Annotated in this window: 20 protein-coding genes, 13 tRNA genes and 1 CRISPR repeat array; of the genes, 29 read left to right on the forward strand and 4 right to left on the reverse strand. The window is 50.7% G+C overall.

All coding sequences use genetic code 11. From position 1 onward, the window contains the following. The first annotated feature begins 36 nt into the window (after positions 1–36). From EDM60_RS03230 to EDM60_RS03320, 19 genes are all read left to right on the forward strand, one after another. A tRNA-Asn gene (locus tag EDM60_RS03230) sits at positions 37–112 on the forward strand. Positions 113–115: 3 nt separating this feature from the next. Next, a tRNA-Ser gene (locus EDM60_RS03235) sits at positions 116–208 on the forward strand. A 4-nt stretch (positions 209–212) separates the two neighbouring features. Continuing rightward, a tRNA-Glu gene (locus tag EDM60_RS03240) sits at positions 213–286 on the forward strand. Positions 287–336: 50 nt separating this feature from the next. Further along, positions 337–412, forward strand: a tRNA-Val gene (locus tag EDM60_RS03245). Positions 413–489: 77 nt separating this feature from the next. After that, positions 490–566: transfer RNA gene (locus EDM60_RS03250), tRNA-Met, on the forward strand. 36 nt (positions 567–602) lie between these two features. After that, positions 603–679: transfer RNA gene (locus EDM60_RS03255), tRNA-Asp, on the forward strand. Between the two features lie 36 nt (positions 680–715). Further along, positions 716–791 (forward strand) — tRNA-Phe (locus EDM60_RS03260). 5 nt (positions 792–796) lie between these two features. Continuing rightward, positions 797–870 (forward strand) — tRNA-Trp (locus tag EDM60_RS03265). 25 nt (positions 871–895) lie between these two features. After that, positions 896–971: transfer RNA gene (locus EDM60_RS03270), tRNA-His, on the forward strand. Between the two features lie 29 nt (positions 972–1000). Beyond that, positions 1001–1075 (forward strand) — tRNA-Gln (locus EDM60_RS03275). Positions 1076–1082: 7 nt separating this feature from the next. Continuing rightward, positions 1083–1158, forward strand: a tRNA-Gly gene (locus EDM60_RS03280). A gap of 21 nt (positions 1159–1179) precedes the next feature. Beyond that, a tRNA-Cys gene (locus tag EDM60_RS03285) sits at positions 1180–1253 on the forward strand. An 8-nt stretch (positions 1254–1261) separates the two neighbouring features. Beyond that, positions 1262–1343: transfer RNA gene (locus EDM60_RS03290), tRNA-Leu, on the forward strand. 257 nt (positions 1344–1600) lie between these two features. Beyond that, entirely contained in the window at positions 1601–2428 is an 828-nt protein-coding gene (locus tag EDM60_RS03295; RefSeq protein ID WP_122962662.1) for a helix-turn-helix transcriptional regulator, read from the forward strand. A 175-nt stretch (positions 2429–2603) separates the two neighbouring features. Next, positions 2604–4349, forward strand: coding sequence for an ABC transporter ATP-binding protein (locus EDM60_RS03300; protein ID WP_122962663.1), 1746 nt, complete (start codon positions 2604–2606; stop codon positions 4347–4349). Positions 4350–4611: 262 nt separating this feature from the next. Beyond that, complete coding sequence (locus EDM60_RS03305; RefSeq protein ID WP_122962664.1) at positions 4612–5457, forward strand: helix-turn-helix domain-containing protein; 846 nt, start codon at positions 4612–4614, stop codon at positions 5455–5457. 70 nt (positions 5458–5527) lie between these two features. Next, complete coding sequence (locus EDM60_RS03310) at positions 5528–6517, forward strand: ABC transporter substrate-binding protein (protein ID WP_122962665.1); 990 nt, start codon at positions 5528–5530, stop codon at positions 6515–6517. Positions 6518–6575: 58 nt separating this feature from the next. Continuing rightward, entirely contained in the window at positions 6576–7625 is a 1050-nt protein-coding gene (locus EDM60_RS03315) for an NAD(P)/FAD-dependent oxidoreductase (RefSeq protein ID WP_122962666.1), read from the forward strand. Positions 7626–7767: 142 nt separating this feature from the next. Further along, positions 7768–9099 carry a purine/pyrimidine permease gene (locus EDM60_RS03320; protein ID WP_122962667.1) on the forward strand — a complete coding sequence of 444 codons (1332 nt, stop codon included), beginning with the start codon at positions 7768–7770 and terminating at the stop codon, positions 9097–9099. Between the two features lie 15 nt (positions 9100–9114). Here the strand turns inward: EDM60_RS03320 and EDM60_RS03325 are convergent, their stop codons facing one another. Continuing rightward, on the reverse strand, positions 9115–9786 hold the full coding sequence (locus tag EDM60_RS03325; RefSeq protein ID WP_122962668.1) for a B3/B4 domain-containing protein: 672 nt from the start codon (positions 9784–9786) through the stop codon (positions 9115–9117). Positions 9787–9943: 157 nt separating this feature from the next. On the opposite strand from EDM60_RS03325, the gene rnhA reads away from it, so the two are divergent. From rnhA to EDM60_RS03345, 4 genes are all read left to right on the forward strand, one after another. After that, a complete protein-coding gene (gene rnhA, locus EDM60_RS03330; protein WP_122962669.1) occupies positions 9944–10384 on the forward strand; it encodes a ribonuclease HI in 441 nt (146 codons plus the stop codon). Next, positions 10381–11577: a tRNA epoxyqueuosine(34) reductase QueG gene (queG, locus tag EDM60_RS03335; protein ID WP_122962670.1), complete on the forward strand. Its 1197-nt coding sequence runs from the start codon at positions 10381–10383 to the stop codon at positions 11575–11577. Before rnhA ends, queG begins: the two co-directional genes overlap by 4 nt. Before the next feature lie 141 nt (positions 11578–11718). Further along, entirely contained in the window at positions 11719–12267 is a 549-nt protein-coding gene (locus tag EDM60_RS03340) for a methylated-DNA--[protein]-cysteine S-methyltransferase (RefSeq protein ID WP_122962680.1), read from the forward strand. A gap of 114 nt (positions 12268–12381) precedes the next feature. After that, positions 12382–13350 (forward strand): amidase domain-containing protein, encoded by a 969-nt coding sequence (locus EDM60_RS03345; protein ID WP_122962671.1) that lies wholly within the window; start codon positions 12382–12384, stop codon positions 13348–13350. A gap of 7 nt (positions 13351–13357) precedes the next feature. Here the strand turns inward: EDM60_RS03345 and EDM60_RS03350 are convergent, their stop codons facing one another. Continuing rightward, positions 13358–14065, reverse strand: coding sequence for a ferric reductase-like transmembrane domain-containing protein (locus tag EDM60_RS03350; RefSeq protein WP_122962672.1), 708 nt, complete (start codon positions 14063–14065; stop codon positions 13358–13360). 166 nt (positions 14066–14231) lie between these two features. Here EDM60_RS03350 and trmL point away from each other — a divergent pair, with 166 nt between their 5' ends. The 3 genes from trmL (at position 14232) to EDM60_RS03365 (ending at position 16214) form a co-directional block, all read left to right on the forward strand. Beyond that, the gene (trmL, locus tag EDM60_RS03355) at positions 14232–14702 is read left to right on the forward strand and encodes a tRNA (uridine(34)/cytosine(34)/5-carboxymethylaminomethyluridine(34)-2'-O)-methyltransferase TrmL (RefSeq protein WP_122962673.1); all 471 of its coding nucleotides are present in this window, start codon (positions 14232–14234) and stop codon (positions 14700–14702) included. Between the two features lie 71 nt (positions 14703–14773). Then, positions 14774–15502 (forward strand): HAD family hydrolase, encoded by a 729-nt coding sequence (locus tag EDM60_RS03360; protein ID WP_122962674.1) that lies wholly within the window; start codon positions 14774–14776, stop codon positions 15500–15502. A 151-nt stretch (positions 15503–15653) separates the two neighbouring features. After that, positions 15654–16214: a hypothetical protein gene (locus EDM60_RS03365; RefSeq protein WP_122962675.1), complete on the forward strand. Its 561-nt coding sequence runs from the start codon at positions 15654–15656 to the stop codon at positions 16212–16214. 271 nt (positions 16215–16485) lie between these two features. Here EDM60_RS03365 and EDM60_RS03370 read toward each other — a convergent pair whose 3' ends face one another. Then, complete coding sequence (locus tag EDM60_RS03370; protein ID WP_122962676.1) at positions 16486–16689, reverse strand: hypothetical protein; 204 nt, start codon at positions 16687–16689, stop codon at positions 16486–16488. A gap of 366 nt (positions 16690–17055) precedes the next feature. On the opposite strand from EDM60_RS03370, the gene EDM60_RS03375 reads away from it, so the two are divergent. The 3 genes from EDM60_RS03375 to EDM60_RS03385 all read left to right on the forward strand — a co-directional run bounded on the left by EDM60_RS03375 (position 17056) and on the right by EDM60_RS03385 (position 20919). Then, complete coding sequence (locus EDM60_RS03375) at positions 17056–18954, forward strand: PrkA family serine protein kinase (RefSeq protein WP_063229640.1); 1899 nt, start codon at positions 17056–17058, stop codon at positions 18952–18954. Between the two features lie 99 nt (positions 18955–19053). Beyond that, the gene (gene yhbH / locus EDM60_RS03380; RefSeq protein WP_122962677.1) at positions 19054–20211 is read left to right on the forward strand and encodes a sporulation protein YhbH; all 1158 of its coding nucleotides are present in this window, start codon (positions 19054–19056) and stop codon (positions 20209–20211) included. A 174-nt stretch (positions 20212–20385) separates the two neighbouring features. Continuing rightward, entirely contained in the window at positions 20386–20919 is a 534-nt protein-coding gene (locus EDM60_RS03385; protein ID WP_122962678.1) for an NAD(P)H-dependent oxidoreductase, read from the forward strand. Between the two features lie 484 nt (positions 20920–21403). After that, positions 21404–22607: direct repeats of the CRISPR family, unit length 36 nt; unit sequence GTTCGAAAGCTTAGTGGAAAGCTTCGAGGTTAGCAC. A gap of 244 nt (positions 22608–22851) precedes the next feature. On the opposite strand, the gene EDM60_RS03390 is transcribed toward EDM60_RS03385, so the two are convergent. Beyond that, entirely contained in the window at positions 22852–22971 is a 120-nt protein-coding gene (locus EDM60_RS03390) for a putative holin-like toxin (protein ID WP_229049831.1), read from the reverse strand. Between the last annotated feature and the right edge of the window lie 582 nt (positions 22972–23553).

Genomic DNA, 23553 nt, shown 5'->3' on the forward strand with positions numbered 1-23553 from the left:
GCGTATTCAGTTTTGAAGGAATAAATCCTTCAACGTTCCTCGGTAGCTCAGTTGGTAGAGCAATCGGCTGTTAACCGATCGGTCGGCGGTTCGAGTCCGTCCCGAGGAGCCATATGGATGGATGTCCGAGCGGCCGAAGGAGCACGATTGGAAATCGTGTAGGCGGGGTTGACCCGTCTCGTGGGTTCAAATCCCACTCCATCCGCCATCTTGGCCCGTTGGTGAAGCGGTTTAACACAGCAGCCTTTCACGCTGTCATACAGGGGTTCGAATCCCCTACGGGTCACCTATGAATCCTAACTATTTGTTGGGTCCCTGACAAAAGTCGGGGAGTATGGAGGCTTAGCTCAGCTGGGAGAGCATCTGCCTTACAAGCAGAGGGTCGGCGGTTCGATCCCGTCAGCCTCCACCATTTAATATTTAGAAGAATAGTCAGCAAAAAAGCGCTGCACGATGCGGCAACGCTGACAATTGCTTCTATAAAATCGTCGCGGGATGGAGCAGCTCGGTAGCTCGTCGGGCTCATAACCCGAAGGTCGCAGGTTCAAATCCTGCTCCCGCAACCAAATTTTCCTTAACGGGAATTGGCTGCAACCAAATATGGAGCTGTGGTGAAGTTGGAGTTCACGCCGGTCTGTCACACCGGAGGTCGCGGGTTCGAGTCCCGTCAGCTCCGCCATTTCTTGACAAAAAGAATGGCGTATGCAATAATTATGGCTCGGTAGCTCAGTCGGTAGAGCAGAGGACTGAAAATCCTCGTGTCGGCGGTTCGATTCCGTCCCGAGCCACCATGTGTAGGGGCATAGTTTAACGGTAGAACGAAGGTCTCCAAAACCTTTGGTGTGGGTTCGATTCCTACTGCCCCTGCCATTTTTAAAAAGCGGTAGTGAATATGGCGGTCGTGGCGAAGGGGTTAACGCACCGGATTGTGGCTCCGGCACTCGTGGGTTCAAGTCCCATCGATCGCCCCATATGATTTTCAAAGTTGGGGATTACTTATTGGGGTATAGCCAAGCGGTAAGGCAACGGACTTTGACTCCGTCATTCCTAGGTTCAAATCCTAGTACCCCAGCCATTTATATGCGGACGTAGCTCAATTGGTAGAGCGTCGCCTTGCCAAGGCGAAGGTCGCGGGTTCGAGACCCGTCGTCCGCTCCATTTTTCATCAACTCTATACGTGGAGGCATAGCCAAGGGGTAAGGCACGGGTCTGCAAAACCCTTATCCCCGGTTCAAATCCGGGTGCCTCCTCCAACTTAATTGCCGGTGTGGCGGAATGGCAGACGCGCGCGACTCAAAATCGTGAGGGAAACCGTGGGGGTTCAAGTCCCTTCACCGGCACCATCTATGTAATCAAGCTCTAAGGAAGCACTTCCTTAGGGTTTTTTGTTATGGATAAGCTTGATTCAGAAAAAGACATCAGCTCTGTTAGCTGATTACACTTTGCATATCCTCAATAATTGAAAATGATTATCATTATCTATTATAATATACGAGAACTGAAATTTTCACAAGGGGTAAATTTAAAAATGTGCTAGGCAGGATCGGCTACTGAATAAAGGCGGGCCTCCTCAGCCTCATTTATAGCAGGTGGGTTGGAAATGGATAAAAGAGAAGTTGGACGGTTAATCGATTACTATGCAAAAGAGTCGATGACGATCATGAGTGTGTCACTGGAAGAGCGCCAGCCGGGTATGAAGTATTTTGGCGGGCGGACAGGCTTGTACTCCGGTTTTATTTTTCCGCTATCCGGGAACGCAAAGATGTGGTTTGACGGTATGGAATATGACATGGAGCCAGGAATGGTCGTGCATGCCGGCCCGAATATGCGATTGGATCGCAAGGTGATCGGAGACAAGAAGTGGTCATATATTCTCGTGCTTTATCAGGTTGATCATCAGAAAACAGCAGACCAGTACAACTTTGCTGAGAAGCATTACATGCTGCGCCTCGTTGAGCAGAGTGTGCCATTGCAGGAAAAGCTCAGACATTTGGAACGATTTTGGAGCAGCCCGGGAGACTTGTACAAGCTGCGTGTCAAAGAGCTGTGGTACGGAATCCTCAACGAGTTGTTTGCGCTTGTCCAGCATAGTGAAAAAGACGAAGGACGCCTGCTTTTGGAACGGTTGCTTGATTACATTCATGATCATTACATGGAGAATCTGAGTATCAATCGGCTTGCTGAGTTGCACCAGATCAATGTCAACAGACTGGCTTATTTGTTTCAAAAGCATTTGAAAATCAGTCCAGGCGAGTATTTGAACAGGTACAGACTCAACCAGGCGAAAAATTTACTGAATATATTTCAAAATCAGATGAGCATCAAGGAAGTTGCACAAAGGACGGGTTTTGCTGATCCACTGTATTTCAGCAAGCGCTTCAAAAAATATACGGGGCTATCTCCGAGCGAGTTTCAGCGCGATTCATGAATATTCCATGTGTATTCATGAATGTGCCATTTTCTTTCAGTGGACTCGTTGCTATACTATGAGTGCAATTGATTATCATTATTATCTGACAGTGACTTATCCCATCTGCCACTCGCATTGGCTTGCACAAGTGATAATCAAATAGCATGGAAATACCAAGGAGGGGGTACAGCTTTTGATTCGACGATTTTTCTCCTATTATCGACCATACAAATGGTTGTTCATGCTTGATTTTGGCTGCGCCATTATCGCCGGGCTTCTGGAGCTGGCGTTCCCGGTAGCCGTGAATGCCTTCATTGATGACCTGTTGCCAGGCGGCAAATGGGGACTGATTGTGTGGGCATCGCTCGGATTGCTTGCCCTGTACGTAGTGAATACCCTGTTGATGTACATCGTCAACTATTGGGGGCATATGCTGGGGATTAACATTGAGACGGATATGCGGCGAAAGTTGTTTGCACACATCCAGAAGCTCTCGTTCCGTTTCTTTGACAATTCGAAGACAGGGCACCTGATCGGACGCTTGACCAACGATATGAATATGATTGGCGAGATGGCGCACCACGGACCGGAAGATTTGTTTATCGCGATCATGACTCTTGTCGGTTCATTTGCGTTGATGCTGTCTATCAACTGGAAGCTTGCTGTGCTGACCTTTGTCGTCGTGCCAGTTATTATTTGGGTCGTCGTTCATTTCAACAAAAAGATGACGCAGGCAATTCATCAGCTTTTCCGTGACGTTGGAGACTTTAACGCCCGTATCGAGGACAGTGTAGGCGGCATTCGGGTCGTCAAGGCATTTTCCAACGAGGCGCATGAAGAAAAGCAGTTTGCCGTCAACAACGGACGTTTCCGCCTGACCAAGTTAAGCTCGTACAAACTGATTGCCAAAAACGGATCGATCAGCTATATGATGATGCGTTTTGTCACTTTGTTCGTCATGGTCTGCGGAACGTGGTTTGTCATTCAGCAAGAGCTTTCCTATGGAGAGTTTGTCGGATTTTTGCTGCTGACCAACGTGTTTTTCCGCCCGATCGAGAAAATCAATGCGATCGTGGAAAATTATCCGCAAGGCTTTGCCGGGTTCAAGCGCTATACGGAGCTATTGGATACAGAACCGGATGTAGCGGACGCCGCAGATGCAGTGGAAATGCAGCCATTCCAGCATGAAATCCGCTTTGATCGCGTTTCTTTTGGCTACGATGGCGAAAAAAGAGTGCTCAACGGTGTAAATCTGGTGATTCACAAAGGGGAAACCGTCGCATTCGTCGGTCCGTCTGGCGCGGGGAAAACGACCCTTTGCAGCTTGGTGCCGCGTTTTTATGAAGTCGAGGAAGGCTCCATTTCTGTCGATGGCATCGATATTCGTCAGGTGACACAAGAATCGTTGCGCAGACAAATCGGGATTGTGCAGCAGGATGTGTTCCTGTTTACAGGTACGATTCGCGAAAACATTTTGTACGGCAAGCTTGATGCGAGCGAAGAGGAAGTGTGGGAAGCAGCGCGCCGAGCGCGACTGGACGAATTTATTCGCGCTCAGGAGCAAGGAATGGACACTGTCATTGGCGAGCGGGGCGTGAAGCTGTCTGGGGGGCAAAAGCAGCGGCTGGCGATTGCCCGCATGTTCTTGAAAAACCCGCCGATTCTGATTTTGGACGAGGCCACTTCCGCACTGGATACGGAGACAGAGCTGGCGATTCAGCAATCGCTATCCGAGCTGTCCAAAGGCCGCACGACACTGGTAATCGCCCACAGGCTGGCAACTATTAAAGATGCCGATCGGATTGTCGTGGTGACAGAGCAAGGCATCGTCGAGCAGGGACATCATCGGGATCTGGTCGACGCAGGCGGTGTATACAGCCGCTTGTACCAGGCACAGTTTGGGGTATTGAAAGACTTGGAAGTCGCGAGCCAACAGTAAAAGAGCAGCCGTGTCGTCTGAAACCGTGCTCGATGCGATTGTCTGTCAATGGGCAAGATCGAAGCGATGAAGCGGACACTTTTTACGGAATGGAAAAGAATGAAGTTGAAACCGATAATAAGATTGATTATCAATTTCAATAAAAGTATGATTAATTAGTGTGTCTTTAGCAGGATGAATGCGATTGCTTGTCCCAAAAAAGCGGAGTAGACGCGCACATTGAGCAGTAGCACTTGATTGCAAAAGGTGTGTGAAAGGAAAGATGGACATCAACAAGCTTGCCGAGCATTTTGCGCGTACCTCATTTCGAGTGGAGCAAGTATGTCGTTATGTGCGCGGGCCAGGGAAGAGCTGTGATGATTATACGGAGCCTTTTCCGGGATTTGTTTTTCCGCTGCGGGGCAAAGCCAATTTTGATTTCAGCGGCAAAGTGTACACGCTGACTCCGGGGAACGTGCTTCACGGTGGCGCGCGAATGCCGCTGAATCGAAGCGTCCTCGGCGATACGAAATGGGAATATTTACTCGTTTTATACCGGATCGTTGCACCGGAGCCGTCTGGCTTTTGCCTGCCGAACATGCATTTTCAGCTACACCCGGGGCAAAGCCCCCGCCTCCTGGAATTGCTGGAGCTATTGTGGCGCTCATCGAGAGAACCGGGCGGAATCCAGGCTTTTCAGACGGAAACGCTCTTCCGCTGCGTTCTGGAGGAACTGTTTGTCTGTGTCCGCAACCAAAGCAATGACGGAGAACAAGCGCTGTTTGAGCAAGTATCGAAGTACATACACGAGCACTATATGGATGGGCTGAGCGTACGTGCTTTGGCTGAACTGAATGATATTAATGAAAACCGTTTGTTTTATGTGTTCAAAAAATACACGGGGATGGGACCCGGCAAATATTTGATGGCCTATCGTCTCAATCGGGCGAAGGAGAGCCTGCTTGCGAATGACGCACCGATCGGCGAGGTGGCGAAAAGCGTGGGCTATGCTGATGCCTTGTACTTCAGCCGGATCTTCAAAAAGCAGGTGGGCCTCTCGCCAGCCGAATTTCGCGGAAGGTTCAGGAATAATCCATATGGATTTCAGGATGGCTCCATTCCTATCTAAAATGCGTTTTGCTACACTGACCGTAGTTTGATCGGTCAAGCAAAACTCACGTTATATCGGAGGAGACAGAATGAAAATACTCACAAGATTATTCGTAGCGATTGTCCTTTTGGCAGGTATTTTAGCGGGGTGCGCTGGAACGCCAGAGCCTGGCAATAATCAAGCAGGAGCAGGAACACCACCGGCAAAGGCGGATGAAGCCAAGCAAGAAACGGGACAATGGCCGAGAACATACGTAGACGCACTTGGCCGCGAAATCGTGTTGGAAAAGAAACCAGAGAAAGTCGCGCTCTTATTCTTCCGTAACTTCGAGCATATGTTTTTGCTGGAGGAAACTCCTGTAGCCGCTACAGATTTGAATGTTCTGGATGATTGGGAGTCACTCGCTCCCTACAGATCGAGCAAAATCACCGATATCGGTTCCATGACGAGTCCGAACCTGGAAAAGCTGCTCGAAGTCGGGCCAGACCTGATTATTATGGTGTCGGGCCGCTATGGCAGCTATGGCGATAAATTGGAGAAGATCGCTCCGGTTATTACGGTAGACAGCAATGAAAACAACTGGCAGAAAGCTTTGCGGGAATATGGCAAAATCTTCGGCAAAGAGCAAAAGGCAGAAACAGAAATTACCCGGATCGAGACATTGATCGCGGATTCCAAAGAGCAATTGAAGAAATTCAGCGACAAGACGTTTGGCGTCATCATGCTGGGAGAAAAGCAATTTTGGGGCTTTACGACGCAATTTATTTTCAACAAGGAAACTGGCCTTGGCTTGCAACCGCCAAGCAAATACGTCGACATGTCGTCCAAAGGGGAGCAGATTTCCCTGGAAGGATTGGCGGCGATGAACCCTGACTATATGTTCGTGTCTGATATCGGCGGCTCTTCGAAAAAATTGCAAGGCTATCTGAAAAATTTGGAAGGCGACTCCGCATGGAACTCGCTGAATGCAATCAAAAACGGACATATGTACGCGTTAGACAGTTCGATCGCAGCAGGTGGGCCGCTGGGAATCGAGCTGGGAGTCAAGACCATTGTGAAAAATATGCTGGCACAATAGAAAACGCTACTGCCTCTTTTGGCAGCGCAAGAAGTGCCAAAAAGGAGAGAAACGAACTATGAATCAAGCAGAATTGTTTGACGTTACGATTATCGGCGGAGGGCCAGCAGGACTTTTCGCTTCCTTTTACAGCGGCTTGCGGGAAATGAAAACAAAGGTCATTGAATATCAGCCAAGACTGGGCGGAAAAGTCCACGTTTATCCGGAAAAAATGATTTGGGATGTCGGCGGCCTGACGCCTACGCTGGGCGAAAAGCTGATCGAGCAGTTGATTCAGCAAGGCTTAACTTTCGATCCAACCGTCGTGTTGGGGCAAAAGGTGGAGCGGATTGCCCGGGATGAGAACGGCGTGTTCATCCTGCACACTTCGGCTGGGGAGCAGCATTATAGCAAAACCGTCATTTTGGCGATCGGCGGGGGAATTTTGGAGCCGCAACGGATCGACTTGGAAGGCGCGGAGAAATTCGAAGTATCCAACCTGAGCTATACCGTCAAATCATTGCGCCGCTTCAAGGACAAAACCGTGATCATTTCCGGGGGCGGCAACTCCGCAGTCGACTGGGCGAACGAGCTGGAGCCAATCGCTAAAAAAGTGTACCTGACCTATCGCAAAGAAGCGCTGTCCGGCCATGAGGCACAAGTGACGCAGTTGTTGAACAGCTCGGCAACATGCTTTTTCAACACGACGATTACCAAGCTGATCGCGTGCTCCAACCAGGAAAAAGTCGAGCGGGTGGAATTGACTAACCACTTGACCGGAGAAGTAGAGGAGCTGGCGATTGACGAAGTGATTATCAATCACGGCTATGAGCGCGACAGATCGCTTTTGCAAAACAGTCACGTGAATCTGGAAATGGCGAATGAATACTTCCTTGCCGGAACGACAACAGGCGCTACTTCCGAGCCGGGGATTTTTGCGGCGGGAGATGTGATTTCCTACGACGGAAAAGTGCATTTGATTGCCGGAGCTTTCCACGACGCAGCAAATGCGGTCAACCAGGCGAAGCTATACATTCAGCCGGAAGCACATGAAAGCGGAATGGTTTCGTCTCACAATGAAATTTTCCAGAGCCGCAATCGCGAACTGATCAAGCAAATGATGAAATAGAGTGTCAAAACAGGGGCAGGAAATTCTCTCGGAGAGTTTCCTGCCCTTTGCATGTTTGCCAGGAAAGCAGATGATGATATTCTTAACAGTGGGCTTTTGGCATAAGCTCAGGAGCGTCGGTAAGAAAACGAGGTGAAAGGTTTTGAAGTACGGATTGTATGACAGGCCGCCCGCAGGCACGAGCATTTTGTCTGCGTTGCAGTGGATGATTGTCGCTGTCTCCAGCAGTGTTGCCGTTCCATTGATGATCGGAGACGTTTACGGCCTGAGGGCAGATGAGATTGGCAACCTGATGCAGCAGACGATGTTTTTCGTCGGTTTGGCTTCGCTGTTGCAAGTGTGGATTGGACACCGTTATCCGATGCTGGAAGGGCCGGCAGGATTGTGGTGGGGAATCTTTATCATTTTGGCTCAGTTGGGAACAAGCGTAGGACTGGCGCCGCGCGAAATCGGGCAGTCGTTTCAACTGGGGATGTGTCTGGCTGGTTTATTGTTTGTCGCCTTCGGGGTGATGGGCTGGATCGGCAAACTGCAAAGATGGTTTACTCCGCTCGTATCGGGAACTTATATGATTTTGCTTGCTATTTCTTTATGCAGCAACATTTTAACCGGGATGCTTGGCATCGGCTTTCAGCATTCAAAAGAAGTGCAGCCTGGCGTAGCGCTTGTCTCTATCGGCATCGTCGCTTTGGTTGTGTGGGTGATGAGGACGAAACGATTTTCCAGCTTTGCCGTCCTGTTCGGGATGGTAGGAGGCTGGGTGCTTTACGCGGCAATGGGCTGGACGGACCCTGTACGCCCGGCTGACCAGCTGATTTCCTGGCCGACATTCTTCTTCTGGGGAGCGCCGCGCTGGGATTGGGGCGTTGTGCTGACCAGCATGCTGACGGGATTTGTCCTTTTGACGAACCTGGTAACGAGTATGGTCGTTATGGGAAAAGCGACGGAGACGGTGCCGACTGATTCGCAGTACAATCGCGGCGGGATTTTTACGGGCGTGTCTCATCTGCTTTCCGGGGTGAGCGGTGTCGTCGGGATGATTCCTCTGTCGCTTGCTGCTGCGGTGATTCAAACGACCAAGATGGCGGCCCGCCTGCCTTTTATGCTGGCTATGATCGGGATGATGCTGATCGGTTTGTTCCCGGCTGTCGCTCATTTTTTGGCGGCATTGCCGACTCCGGTCGCTTATGCGGCCATGTTCATCTCGTATACGCAGCTTCTCGGATTCGGATTGAAAGATTACGCAACGGTGAAAATGGATGAGCGAACGATCACAGTCGGCGGAAGCTCGCTTTTGATCGGGATTGGCGTGATGTTCGTTCCGGCAACGGCCTGGCAAAAGCTGCCCGCTCTGGTCAGCTTCCTGTTCGGGAACGGTCTGTTGCTCGGTGTTATCGTTTGCTTGCTGCTGGAGCACGTTGTGTTCCGCAAGCAAAAGGGCAATCAGACAGAAAAAGACGGCCACGCTGCATGACGGGCCGTCTTTTTGCTAAGAAGCGACGATCGCGGTGTGAGTCAGCTCGCCGCCGTTGATTTCGGTAAACATGCGACCGACTGATCCGAGTATCTCGGCTTTTTTCTCGGCAGCAACTTGCTCGTGGAAGAAGATGACTTGCAGCAAGTTCCGGCTATGCTCGGTCACGCAAGTGCGTTTGGAATCGACAATCGGACTGCCGAAGGCTCCTTTTTCGTCCGCAAGCAGCAGCTTGCCTTCCATATGTACTTCGCGGCCGTTCAATCCTTCGTACACATCTGTTTCTTGTCCCAGACGGCAAGTTACATCGCCCGTAAGATGATCGATGTCATAAATGCCAAAGGGAAGTGCATGCAAGACGGAGAAGAAGTTATTGACGTCTACGGCACTGTTGATCCAGAAAAACGGATTGCCTTGCAACAGACGGCGAAGCAGCGCCTCGGATGACGGGCGATAGCGCGACGGGTCTATTCCCGCTTTTTTAAAAGCGCTGCGCCATTCCCGTACTCCTTCGATATCGGCAAGGCGGGACAGCTCATGTTCGAGCCGCAAACTTTCTACAAAATAGTTGATACGACCTTGCAGCATTTTGGGTGAATCGCTGACAGAAGCGCCACTGTATTGCAAAACGCCGAGGGAAAAGGCGGGAATGCGCTCGGTCACGGAAGCATCTAGCTGCACTTTCATCGTGAATCACTCCTTTTATAAAAAAATTCGCACACGATCCGCTTTTTTTGTCAATGCTTGGAACGAAGAACAATTCTAAAGTAGTATAGCAAAATATTTTTGTGGAAGCGACTAAGCTTCGATACAATAGAAACAACAGAGGAGGTTTCCAAAGACGATGACGATGCGTGAAGTTGAGATTTATACAGACGGCGCCTGCTCTGGCAATCCCGGTCCTGGCGGCTGGGGAGCTGTGCTGATGTACGGGCAGCATATCAAGGAGATGTCAGGTGCCGAACGACATACAACGAATAACCGCATGGAGCTGCTTGCGCCGATCAAGGCGTTGGGCACGCTGAAAGAGCCTTGCAAGGTGACCTTGTACAGCGATAGCGCCTATTTGGTCAATTGTTTCCTGCAGGGATGGTACAAGGGCTGGCTGAAAAACGGCTGGAAAAACAGCAAGGGCCAGCAGGTCGAAAATCAGGATTTATGGAAAGAACTGCTTCGTCTGATGGATATCCATCAAGTAGAGTATGTGAAAGTAAAAGGACACGCCGACAACAAGTGGAACAACCGCTGTGACGAGTTGGCGACGGGAGCGATCAAACAACTGTGATTGACGAGCAAGACGTGCGCTACTGGCAACAGACGAAGCAGTCCATCATTGATTATGCCAAGGAAATCGGCATCGACAAGATTGGTTTTGCCAGCGCTGACCCTTTTTTGACACTCAAGGAACGACTGATGGAGCATAGGGAAAAAGGCTACGAATCCGGCTTTGAAGAGCCGGACCTGGAAAAGCGCACCCATCCTGAATTGCTGCTGGATGGGGCGCGATCCTTGATTTCGATCGCGCTGGCGTATCCGTCCAAGCTGGAGAATCCGCCCAAGTCCGAGCCAGGTGCTTATCGCGGAATACTGTGCCGGGCCGCTTGGGGCACGGATTACCACCACGTGCTGCGCGACAAGCTGGACAAGCTTGCCAAGTTCATAGCGGAGCTGGAGCCGGGGGCTAAAATCGAGTCGATGGTGGATACGGGCGCGCTGTCTGATCGCGCGGTCGCAGAACGGGCTGGCGTCGGCTTTGTCGGGAAAAACTGCGCGGTGATTACGCCCGAGTTTGGCTCGTGGGTTTATTTGGGCGAGTTGTTGACGAATTTGCCGTTGCCGACGGATCAACCGATCGAGGAAGGCTGCGGCGACTGCAATATATGTGTCGACGCCTGTCCGACCGGAGCGCTTGTGCAGGGCGGACAGCTCAATGCGCAGCGGTGCATCGCATTTTTGACTCAGGTAAAAAACTTCATTCCGGACGAATTTCGCGGAAAGATCGGGAACCGCTTGTACGGCTGTGATACGTGCCAGACAGTCTGCCCGAAAAATCGCCGGATCAACAGCAACCATCATCCGGAATTTCAGCCTGATCCCGAGACAGCCAAGCCGCTCCTGATTCCGCTTTTGGAGATGAGCAACAAGGAGTTCAAGGAAAAATTCGGCCTGTCGTCATCTTCATGGCGCGGCAAAAAGCCGATCCAGCGCAATGCGATTTTGGCATTGGCGCATTTCAAGGATCGCACGGCTATTCCTCATCTGTCGCGCCTGCTGGCCAACGATCCGCGTCCGGTCATTCGCGGTACGGCAGCCTGGGCGCTGGGGAAAATCGGGGGAGCCGAAGCGGAAGCCGCACTCTTGCGGGCGCAGGAGCTGGAGCAAGATGCAGAGGTGCAGGATGAGATTGCAAAAGGAATGAGCCTGCTGGCGAAGCAAGAAAAGCAGGAGAAGCAAGATCGGCAGCAGGAAGCGAAATAAAGCGAGTTGCCGAGCTTCACCGTAAAGCAATTTGCCAAGCTTGCTTGTCACGCTGATTTTCTATCCGATCTGGTTGCCGAGCAGCCAAAAAGATGCTTGTTTGCATGGGAAGGCACAGGAAAGAAAGGGAGAGGATGTACGATGGCAAAAGAATTGGGCTATACCACGATGGAATCGCCGATTGGGCCGCTACTGCTCGCTTCGACTGAGGAAGGCTTGTGCTATATCGACTTTGCGAATGAAGAGGAAGGATTGCCACGTCTCGTCAGCTGGTGCAAAAAGACGTTTATCGGAATCACTCCGACGAAGAACGAAGCGAGCAACGAGCAAGCCAGGCTGCAACTGGAGCAGTATTTTGCTGGCGAGCGTACATCATTTGAGCTTCCTATCGTTCTGTACGGCACGCCTTTTCAAAAAACGGTGTGGAATGAGCTTGTGAACATCCCGTACGGGGAGACGCGCTCCTACAAGGATATTGCTATCGCCATCGGTGCCGCCAAAGCGGTGCGGGCGATCGGGGGAGCGAACAACCGTAACCCGATCCCTGTCATTGTTCCTTGCCATCGGGTTGTCGGGGCGAATGGCGCGCTGGTCGGATACGGAGGCGGGTTATCCATCAAAGAATATTTGCTGTCGCATGAAGAAGGCCCGCTTTTCGCCCATTCGACTTCCAATCCAGCTGTCCGCTAGTACGGATGGCTTTTCTTTTCTTCTGAATGCCGTGTCCTTGACATATTCTGTTCGTGAGATGCCAGACGGAGCGGAATGCGGAGGGCAAAAGCGCGGGAAGAGGGGGAGCGGCAGATGGAATGGCGAACGTTTGTTAAGGAATACTTCGATGCGGTTCACCATGCCTGGTTGGACGGTCAGCTTGAGCGGCTGCGGCCTTTTTATATGGGAAAAGAGCATTTGCAAGCGGAAGAATGCGGCTGGGTGAACCGCGCATATGAGCAAATGCACAAGCGGGGGGCGAAGTTGTTGCAGGTAAAAGGCCGTGTAGCTCCGACCTGTTGGCTGGAGACGGCAGATGCTGTGGACATAACCGTTTTCTGGACGGGAAAGCGCTGGTATCTGCTCCAAGGTCGCCTGCATGAAGAAGCGAGCAATCGGCTGCTTCAGCTTCGCCTGGACAAAGCGACAGGACAGTGGGAGATTGTCGGTACGAGGGAGCGGAGAGGCGATCCAAAGAGCGAGCGGGCAGAAGAGATCATGCTGCGCCGATCCGCATCTGCCTACGAAGACGCTATGGCACAACCGCTGCTCGTCGTGCACGGGGCGGGAGGCTACCAGCCGGAAAAGGCAGTCGCGTACGCCGAGCGGTACTGGAATACGACGAATCCCGCTTACCCTCGCTTTACAGACGACTGCACGAATTTTATTTCGCAATGCCTGTATGCCGGGGGCATTCCCATGCTAATGTCCAAGGAAAAAGGCAAGGGCTGGTGGATTCGCACCGGAAAAAGCGCCGACTGGAGCTACAGCTGGACGGTGGCTCACAGCTTGTATTTGCTGCTGAAATCAGGAGGCCCGCCGATGCGCGCCGTCGCCAAGCCATCGGCTGCCGACCTCGTTCCGGGCGATATCATTTGCTACGATTTCAACGGAGATGGGCGCTTCCAGCACAATACGATTGTCGTTGCCAAGGACGCCAATCAAATGCCGCTGGTCAACGCCCACACGACAGACAGCCGAATGCGTTACTGGGCTTATGAAGACTCGACCGCCTATACGCCGCAGATGCGTTATGCCTTTTTTCACATCAGGGGCGTGTAAACAAGCTTTAGCGTCGGCGTTTGCGCACAGTTTGCATAAAAGAAACGCTGCGGGCGAGCCAGATGATGGCGGCGAAGACGAGCAAGTCGGAGAAGCTATGCGGCTCTCCTTTGATGGATTGCACATAGATCAGGCTGTGGAACAACACGAGAAGAAACAGCCATGGATTGGACAGATGCAACCTTTTCCATGAGGAGCCGCCCAACCATTTTTCTGCGCGATTGGACGATGTACACATGAGGGCCAGCAACAGGCCAAAAGCGATCGCCCCCAAATAGTTGGCGACACCGGAAAAGCTCCAGTTTGGCAGGGGCCACATGCCAGGATCGGGAGGTGTCAGCAGAAACAAGCCAAGCCATCCGCTTGCCTTGTCAGCCTGATTGCCCGTGACGATGAATAAATTTGGCTCGCCATCAAATAAGATGAGAACGAGGGCTACGTGCAAAAGTCCGGTCAGACCAGCCCAGATGCCGACATCTCTGCGAATGGACAAGCAAGCCGTTGTCAGGCGTCCAGGCAGCCACGATTTGATCGGGCCAATCAGCAAGCTAAGACCAATGAACACAAACGAGAGATAACCAGCGATCATGCTGCACGTCTCCATGGCGGGGAAAGCGGCGAAATTCGGCCACATCCAAGCCGAAGCGATCCCGACAAAGCAAAGGGCTGCTCCGTGCGTGGCGAGGCGAAGCTGCACACGATTGGTCTTGTTCATTTTCAAGCGACACTCCTTTTGCATGTAATGGATGGGTTCCAGGTTAGATGCAGGAGCCTCGCTGTTCGTTACAGGTGTCGGCCAAGTGGTCATGACGCTGACACTTTATGTATAATAGAAGAGGTTTGGATTACCCAGTTCGTCATATACAAGGAGTTTTGCCGATATGCCGTTACATATTGTTTTGCATGAGCCGCTCATTCCTGCCAACACGGGAAATATTGCCCGCTCCTGTGCAGCGACGGGCGCTCATTTGCATTTGATTCATCCGCTTGGTTTTTCGACGGAGGACCGTTACTTGAAGCGGGCCGGCCTCGACTACTGGCACGCGGTGAACATTCATCACCACGAAAGCTTTGAGCATTTTGCCGCCGCGCAGGGAGAGGGAGCCGGTACGTTTTACTTTGTGGAGACGTGGGGCGAGAAGCTGTATACGGACGTTACTTTTCGCGATGGCGACTACATTATTTTGGGCAAGGAAACGACCGGGTTGCCGGAAGAGCTGACACAAAAATACCGGGAGCAAACGATTCGCATCCCGATGAGCGGAGCTACGCGTTCCGTCAACTTGTCCAACTGTGCGGCGATTGTTTTGTTTGAAGGCTTGCGGCAGATCGGTTTTCCGGGGCTTAGCTAGAGCAAGTTCATGGCAAAGCAGCTTTTCGCTCGTTGCCAAGGGCAGGTCTATGAAAAAGGGAGAGAACGCAAATGACTACGAATACGATCCTGTTTGATCTGGACGGTACGCTTCTGGAAATGCAGACCGAGCCGTTTGTCAAAAGCTATTTGGTGGAAGTGGGCCGGCACATTGGCGACAAGTACGATACCGAGAAGCTGCTCAAGCTGATTTGGGATGCGACGAAGGCAATGATTGTAAACCAGGATGCGGACAAGACGAACGAGCAAGTATTTATCGAGTATTTTACGGCGAACAGCGAGTGGGAGCGCGAGGAAGTTTGGCCGCTGTTCGATTCCTTTTACCGCGATGTGTTCCCGACACTGTCCCATCTGACTTATCCATCGCCGTGGGCCAAAAAAATTGTGGAGACAGCCAAAGCACAAGGTTACCGCGTCGCTGTCGCCACCAACCCGGTTTTTCCACGCGAAGCGATTTTCCATCGACTCGCCTGGATCGGGATGAGCGCAGACGATTTCGAGCTGGTGACGGTTTATGAAGAGTCTCATTTTACGAAGCCAAATCCAGGCTACTTCGCGGAAATTTGTCAAAAGCTCGGGGTACAGCCGACCGAGTGCATCATGATCGGCAACCATATGCAAGAAGACATGGTCGCGTCGACATTGGGCATGAAGACGTACCTGGTCACCAACTGGATGGAAGATCGCGGCGAACCGCAGTATCCGGTCGATCAGCGGGGGTCTTTGGAGGAGTTGTACCAGGCATTAACCGAGCGCACCGGAGTTTTTGCCCAAGCATAAAGACGCTGATGTCACGGTCAGCGATACGAAAAGCAGGCTGTCAGTCGCAAAAGCGGGACAAGCCTGCTTTTTCACATACTTTTCCCAAAGACGTGCGGTAGGCTAGTCTATGTACCGATCATGCTTTGCCCATCAAAAGGAGGAAGTAAACGTGAAAAAATTCGTCTCGTCGATTGCTATGGCAGCATTGTTGTTCAGCGGAGTTTCAGTCGTGAGTGCGCAGGATAAACCAGCAGATACAACCGTTACGTACAGCAAGGAAGAAAAAGCGCAGCATCGCCTGGAAAAATGGCAAGCGTTGGCGACCAAGCTAGGCATTGCGGTGGAAGGAAAAACGGTGGAAGAACTGAAAACGGCTGTCGAGGCTGCGAAAGCGGCGAAAAAAGCTGAAAATCAGGAAAAGTGGGCAGAAAAGGCTGCCAAGTGGAGTGTGGAGACGGCAGGAAAAACTACCAAAGAAGTAAAAGCTGCTGTCCAAGAAGCAAAAGCAGCGAAGCAAGCAGAAAAAGCGGCGAAAAAAGCAGCCAAAGAAGCGAAAAAACAGGAGCAGCTCGCCAAGCTGACCGAAAAAGCAGCGAAGTGGGGCGTCGATCCTGCGGATAAGACGGCAAAACAAATCAAGGAAGAGATTGCTGCGAAAAAGGCTGAGAAAAAGGCAGAAAAAGCAGCGGAGAAAGCACAAAAGAAAGCGGACAAAAAGCCGCAGGCATAGGATGCGAAATACAATGAAAAAAGCAGGTTGCCGATTACAGGCAGCCTGCTTTTTTCGCCTGGGAGCAACGTGCTGAAAACAGCAAATGGCTCGTTAGCTTGTCCTTACAGATTCCAGGTTTTGTCCTCGTTGTAGCCCGCTGTCAAGATGAAGAGCAGAAAAGCTGCGAAGACCAACGCTACGATAAACGTACCCATGTTGGACAGCTCCTTTCGTAAACAAACTACTCCCATTATAGCGTAGCCTGCCCACTTTGCAAACGGATTAACGATCAGGTAAGAGACAGCTTCCGGCGCTCGCTCGCAAGCTTCAGGAAAGCGCCCAAAGCAATCGGAACGCTGAGGATTTCACCTGTGTCCAGTTGCATCCCGTACACCCATTGGTACATCACGACAGCGAGGATGATCAATGTTGCGATTCCAGTCAAGTACAGTCCTTTTGTAATTTGAACAGCATGATCTTTTTGTGTGTGCATGTGTGTGGCCTCCATGGTTGTTCTATCAATAAAGTTTTTGTGTATGATTTCGGATCGATGAGTTTATTGTACAAAACAGACTAGCTTACAAACTATTGATTTAGCTTACAAAGCAATCAATCGTACCTTACATTTCCGTAATATTCCATGCGGTCAAAATGAATTTGCCTTCGTGCAAAATTTTTGTGGCAAGATTGCCGAAACTTGTGCTCATGTCTCGCATACACATATGAAAAGGCTTGATGAGCCTGTTGGCAACTGAAGAAAACGGGTTCCGCGCGAATGCGTGACCGCAGGCAGACATATACATGAGAGTACATTGTCGTTATGGAAGAGAGAGGGGCTTATGAGGGAGGAGTGTCGAACATGGACATTTTAAAACGGATCGCTGAGCACCGGGCCCGAGAAGAAAACCTGATGTGGAGAGGGACTTTCGCCGAGTATTTGCAGTTGGTACGCAAAAATCCGCAAATTGCCCAGACGGCTCATTCACGCGTCTACAACATGATTAAAAGTGCTGGTGTCGAAGAAAATGAGGATGGCACACGTTCGTACCAATTTTTCAGCCGGGAAATTTTCGGCCTGGATCGCTCCATTGAGCGGCTGGTCGAGGAATATTTCCATTCGGCGGCGCGTCGTCTGGATGTACGCAAGCGCATCTTGCTCTTGATGGGCCCTGTCAGCGGCGGTAAATCCACACTCGTTACGATGCTCAAGCGGGGGCTGGAGGAGTATTCCCGAACAGAGGCAGGCGCCATTTACGCGCTTGACGGCTGCCCGATGCAGGAAGAGCCGTTGCATCTGGTCCCGCATGAGCTGCGCCCGGAAGTAGAGGAAGAACTGGGCATCAAAATCGAAGGCGAGCTTACGCCGTACAACCGCATGAGGCTGGAAAGCGAATACGGCGGACGCATCGAAGACTTCCCGGTTTGCCGCATTCTTTTCTCGGAAGCGAATCGCGTCGGGATTGGTACATTCAGCCCCTCCGATCCCAAATCGCAGGATATTGCCGATTTGACAGGCAGCATCGACTTTTCCACGATCACCAAATACGGCTCCGAGTCCGATCCTCGCGCCTATCGCTTTGACGGGGAGCTGAACAAGGCCAACCGCGGTCTGATGGAGTTCCAGGAAATGCTCAAATGCGACGAGAAATTCCTTTGGCATTTGCTGTCGCTGACGCAGGAAGGAAACTTCAAGGCTGGACGATTTGCCTTGATATCTGCGGATGAGCTGATCGTGGCCCACACGAATGAATCCGAGTACAAAGCGTTTATTGCCAACAAGAAAAACGAAGCTTTGCAATCGAGGATTATCGTCATGCCGATGCCGTATAACTTGCGGGTCAGCGACGAAGAAAAAATTTATTCGAAATTAATTAAGCAATCGGATCTCGGACATGTGCATATTGCGCCGCATGCGCTGCGGTCAGCTGCTATTTTCTCTATTCTTACTCGTTTGAAGGAATCGAAAAAGCAAGGAGCCGATTTGCTGAAAAAAATGCGCCTGTACGATGGCGAATCGGTGGAGGGCTTCAAGGGTGCCGACCTGGAGGAGCTGCGAAACGAGCACGCGGACGAAGGCATGGCTGGCATCGACCCGCGCTATGTCATCAACCGCATCTCCAGTGCGCTGATTCGCCGCGATACGGAGTGCATCAATGCGCTGGATATTCTCCGCGCCCTGAAGGAAGGCTTTGACCAGCATCCGTCGATTACGAAGGAGCAGCGGGAGCGCTATATGAACTTCATCTCCAGCGCCCGCAAGGAATACGACGAGCTGGCGAAAAAAGAAGTGCAAAAAGCGTTTGTCTACAGCTACGAGGAGTCTGCGAAAACGCTCATGGACAATTACCTCGACAACGTCGAAGCGTATTGCAATATGAACAAAATTCGTGACCCCGTCACTGGTGAGGAGATGGACCCAGATGAGCGCCTGATGCGTTCGATCGAGGAGCAGATCGGCATCTCGGAAAATGCCAAGCGGGCATTCCGTGAAGAAATCCTCATTCGCATCTCGGCCTACGCGCGAAAAGGGAAGCGTTTTGACTACAGCACGCACGACCGTCTGCGCGAAGCGATCGAGAAGAAGCTGTTCGCCGATCTCAAAGACGTCGTCAAGATCACGACGTCGAACAAAACGCCGGATGAGCATCAATTGAAAAAGATCAACGAGGTGACAAAGCGCCTCATCGAAGAGCACAGCTATTGCCCGGTTTGCGCCAACGAGCTGCTCCGTTACGTGGGAAGCTTGCTGAACAGGTAATTGCTTGAAAGCCCGAACAGCCTGCCAAAGCACACTCACGCTTTTTATCCAGCACGTCATATTCGGCGCAGACTGCGCCAGTTGCTAGGAGGAGACGGCATGGAAGATGCACCATCGTTCATTGTCTCCCGGGAAGACTGGTCGCTGCACCGCAAAGGGTACCAGGACCAAAATCGACACCAGGAAAAAGTGAAAGAAGCGATCAAAAAAAACCTGCCCGATCTCGTAAGCGAAGAAAACATCATCATGTCAAACGGTCGGGAAGTTATCAAGATCCCTATTCGCTCCCTGGATGAATACCGATTGCGATTCAACTTCCAAAAGGGAAAGCATGGCGGTCAAGGCAAAGGAAACAGCAAGGTTGGAGATGTCGTTGCCAAAGACGGCGATCAGGCGCAAGGTCCGGGAAAAGGCCAAGGGGCTGGGGATCAGCCGGGAGTGGATTACTACGAAGCTGAAATCAGCGTCGAGGAATTGCAGGAAATGCTTTTCGCCGAGCTTGAGCTGCCGAATTTGCAGCGCAAAGACGAGGACCAGATTGTCATTGAGGAGACGCGTTTCAACGATGTCCGGAAAAAAGGGTTGATGGGCAACATCGACAAAAAGCGGACCCTGATCGCAGCGATCCGCCGCAACGCCCTCGCCGGCTACAGCGATCTGGAGCTGGGCATCAACGAGGACGACCTGCGCTTCAAAACGTGGGAAGAGATCATCAAGCCGCACTCGAACGCCGTCATCATTGCCATGATGGATACTTCGGGCAGTATGGGCGTCTTCGAAAAGTACATTGCGCGCAGCTTCTTCTTCTGGATGGTACGGTTTTTGCGCACGAAGTACGAAAAAGTGGAGATCGTCTTCATCGCGCACCATACCGATGCAAAAGAAGTGACTGAGGATACTTTTTTCTCAAAAGGAGAGAGCGGGGGAACGATTTGTTCCTCCGCCTACAAAAAAGCGCTGGAGATCATCGACAGCCGCTATCCGTCTTCGCAGTACAACATTTACCCGTTCCACTTTTCCGATGGCGACAACCTGACGTCCGACAACGAGCGTTGCGTAAAGCTGGTGAAAGAGCTTATGGACAGATGCAACATGTTCGGCTATGGGGAAGTGAATCAGTATAACCGACACTCGACACTCATGTCAGCATATCGCCACATCAAGGAGCCGAAGTTCTTGCATTGTGTAATTCGGGAAAAGGGTGAGGTTTACAAGGCGCTCAGGACGTTTTTTGGGAAGAAGGAAGCGATGACTTGAAGGTAGGCTAGACGAGATGATGGAAAGCCGACAGTATCCTGTGAGGGGATGCGGTCGGCTTTTTGCGTGAAATGGTTGATTACATTCTGTGCTTACAGTTTGTTGGTTTGCAACTAAAGTAAAGTTTGTTATTTTATATATCTATTAAAAGTATAATAAAAAGGAGCATGCTCTGTGAAGACATTAGTCATTGTAGCCCATCCTCATCTGGATCAATCGAAAGTGAACAAAGCCTGGGTGGAAAGACTGAAGCAGGAAGCGAGCATCACGGTTCACGATTTGTATGCGGCTTACCCTGCTTTCGAGATCGATGTGCAAAAAGAACAACAGCTCATGATGGAGCATGACCGGGTTGTCTTTCAGTTCCCGTTCTACTGGTACAGCACGCCAGCCATTTTGAAGCAATGGCAGGATGCTGTTTTGACTTATGGCTGGGCTTATGGCGCAGAAGGAAACAAGCTGCACAACAAAGAGTTCTTGCTGGCAATTTCTGCGGGCGGGCCGGAGCAAGCCTACGCACGTGATGGCTATAACTTTTTCACAATCGAAGAGCTGACGACACCACTGCATGCGATGGCAAACTTGACGGGAATGAAGTATTTGGCTCCGTTCCGCTTCCATGGCGCGGGTCAAGCATCGGAGGAACAGATCAAGCATAGCGCGGGGGAGTATGTAAAGCATATTTTGAATCCTGCTTTGGCGAAGTAAGGACACGCTAATGGTGTACAATACCTCTTAGTGGAAAAGGGGATGCGGCGGTTTGGCGGAAGGATGCAGGGAAGATGGGATCAAAATTTTGACCGCGCTTTTCCCCGATGCGAGAAAATGGCTGATGCTAGGAGTTTACCAGTGCGGTAGTAGTTGAACTGTATTTGGAAAATATGTAAAATGAATGTATCGGTCGCATGCTAAAGGCGACAGGCCGATTTCCGTGCGTGTGCAAATGTAGACCCTCCACAAGTCTACTCCCACGGATAATCTCGACTTTCCACTAAGCTTTCGAAAACAACGATGCGAGCATCCTCTCAGCCCAAAAAGCTCCGGGGATGCTCGCATACGTTGGGGGAGTAAGCGCCAAGCCAGTTTGAACGACTGGAGTCTCCGTGAAATCAGGCAGAATACAACTGAGAAAATGGGCTGCTCGAAAGAGAGTGTGGGAACGCTTGCGGTTGTAGGGATTGGTAAGACAGGAGTTCGAAAGCTTAGTGGAAAGCTTCGAGGTTAGCACAAATTAGGGTGTCATTTTTTATTGATCATTAATGGCCGTTCGAAAGCTTAGTGGAAAGCTTCGAGGTTAGCACCCTGACTTTCCAGCTTATGTCGAACAGACGGAGTCGGTTCGAAAGCTTAGTGGAAAGCTTCGAGGTTAGCACGCATGGTGGCGGGCTCCTTTCTTTTCTTCTTCTTCGAGTTCGAAAGCTTAGTGGAAAGCTTCGAGGTTAGCACCGGGATGACATCATTCGAACAGTTCAACAGATGAAGTTCGAAAGCTTAGTGGAAAGCTTCGAGGTTAGCACCGCAATTCACTTTCTAATACACCTCTACGTTCTTTCGTTCGAAAGCTTAGTGGAAAGCTTCGAGGTTAGCACTAGGGACAGACTTTTGGTTAGAAGCATTTGTTACGGGTTCGAAAGCTTAGTGGAAAGCTTCGAGGTTAGCACAGGGCCTCTTTGATTGCATCTAAGCCAGCAATAGCCGTTCGAAAGCTTAGTGGAAAGCTTCGAGGTTAGCACTGGGGACGTTGATCTCCCACCTGATCCGGGTGGGGGAAGTTCGAAAGCTTAGTGGAAAGCTTCGAGGTTAGCACGCGGGTTTTTGTGGTGTGTGTGTCGCCCACAAATAGAGTTCGAAAGCTTAGTGGAAAGCTTCGAGGTTAGCACTACCTCCTAGGATTAAGAGCTTTCAATTTGCTTATCAATTGTTCGAAAGCTTAGTGGAAAGCTTCGAGGTTAGCACAAAGGTGTGTCGATGACTTACCATATTTCAAGCCAAGTTCGAAAGCTTAGTGGAAAGCTTCGAGGTTAGCACTGGCATAATAGTTGTTCCATCGCCGCTTAATCATCGTTCGAAAGCTTAGTGGAGAGCTTCGGGGTTAGCACATAGCTTACAACTGTTTGATACTTACCGGATGGTTCGGTTCGAAAGCTTAGTGGAAAGCTTCGGGGTTAGCACCGAGAAAGGTACAAAGAACAAACTGAACGAGTTCCGTTCGAAAGCTTAGTGGAAAGCTTCGAGATTAGCACTTAGCGGAATAGAAGATGAGGTAAATGAGTTCGAATCGTTCGAAAGCTTAGTGGAAAGCTTTGGGATTAGCACCCTGCTGCCGAATGCCGTGTGAGTGGATGTACAGCAGTTGAGCAGTTCGAAAGCTTAGTGGAGAGCTTTTGGGATAGCACGTGAACCAGGAGATTATAAAGACATGTGGGGTCGCTTATTTATTTACGCCGACATGTCAAACGTGTTATGATGGAAGCAAGATCGGTTACACTTTCAACATGAAGTGTTTAATGTTTAACCAAAAGTGGACAAAATAAAAACCGACAGGGTGTTCCCGCACTCTGCCGGTAGTACAATAGACGTTCCCTCAAGGGGACGGCTCAGCTTAATAGTCGATCAGAATGACCGCCTTGGACGCCAATCTCAAGGGCGGTCATTTCTTTTGGTCAGGGCAACAACGATTGTTACAACGAGACTCAACAGCCCAACGATAAAGCCGCCGAACTGGAGCATAAGTGTAAGCATTTCGTGAGTAATTGCCACGTTCCCACCTCCCCTCGCTTCCGACATGGGAGATGAGCCGACCACCCTTGAGAGCCGTGTCTAATGTACTTGCCCATATTTTACTATGAGATTTCGGGTAAAGCCATTTTTATCTTGCAGGATCTTCTACGATCTTCCATGATCTTGTAAAATCACGATCCAATCTGTTTCAGACGATTATTTTTCTAACAAACTCCAGGGGTTCATATGGGGGGCGTGACATCATCATAGTTGAACTGTATTTGGAAAATATGTAAAATGAATGTATCGGTCGCATGCTAAAGGCAACAGACCGATTTCCGTGCGTGTGCAAATGTAGACCCTCCACAAGTCTACTCCCACGGATAATCTCGACTTTCCACTAAGCTTTCGAAAACAACGATGCGAGCATCCTCTCAGCCCAAAAAGCTCCGGGGATGCTCGCATACGTTGGGAGAGTAAGCGCAAAGCCAGTTTGGACGACCGGAGTCTCCGTGAAATCAGGCAGAATACAACCGAGAAAATGGGCTGCTCGAAAGAGAGTGCGGGAACGCTTGCGGTTGTAGGGATTGGTAAGACAGGAGGTTCGAAAGCTTAGTGGAA

The organism is Brevibacillus parabrevis (assembly GCF_003710905.1).
GTDB classification, from domain to species: Bacteria; Bacillota; Bacilli; order Brevibacillales; family Brevibacillaceae; genus Brevibacillus; species Brevibacillus parabrevis.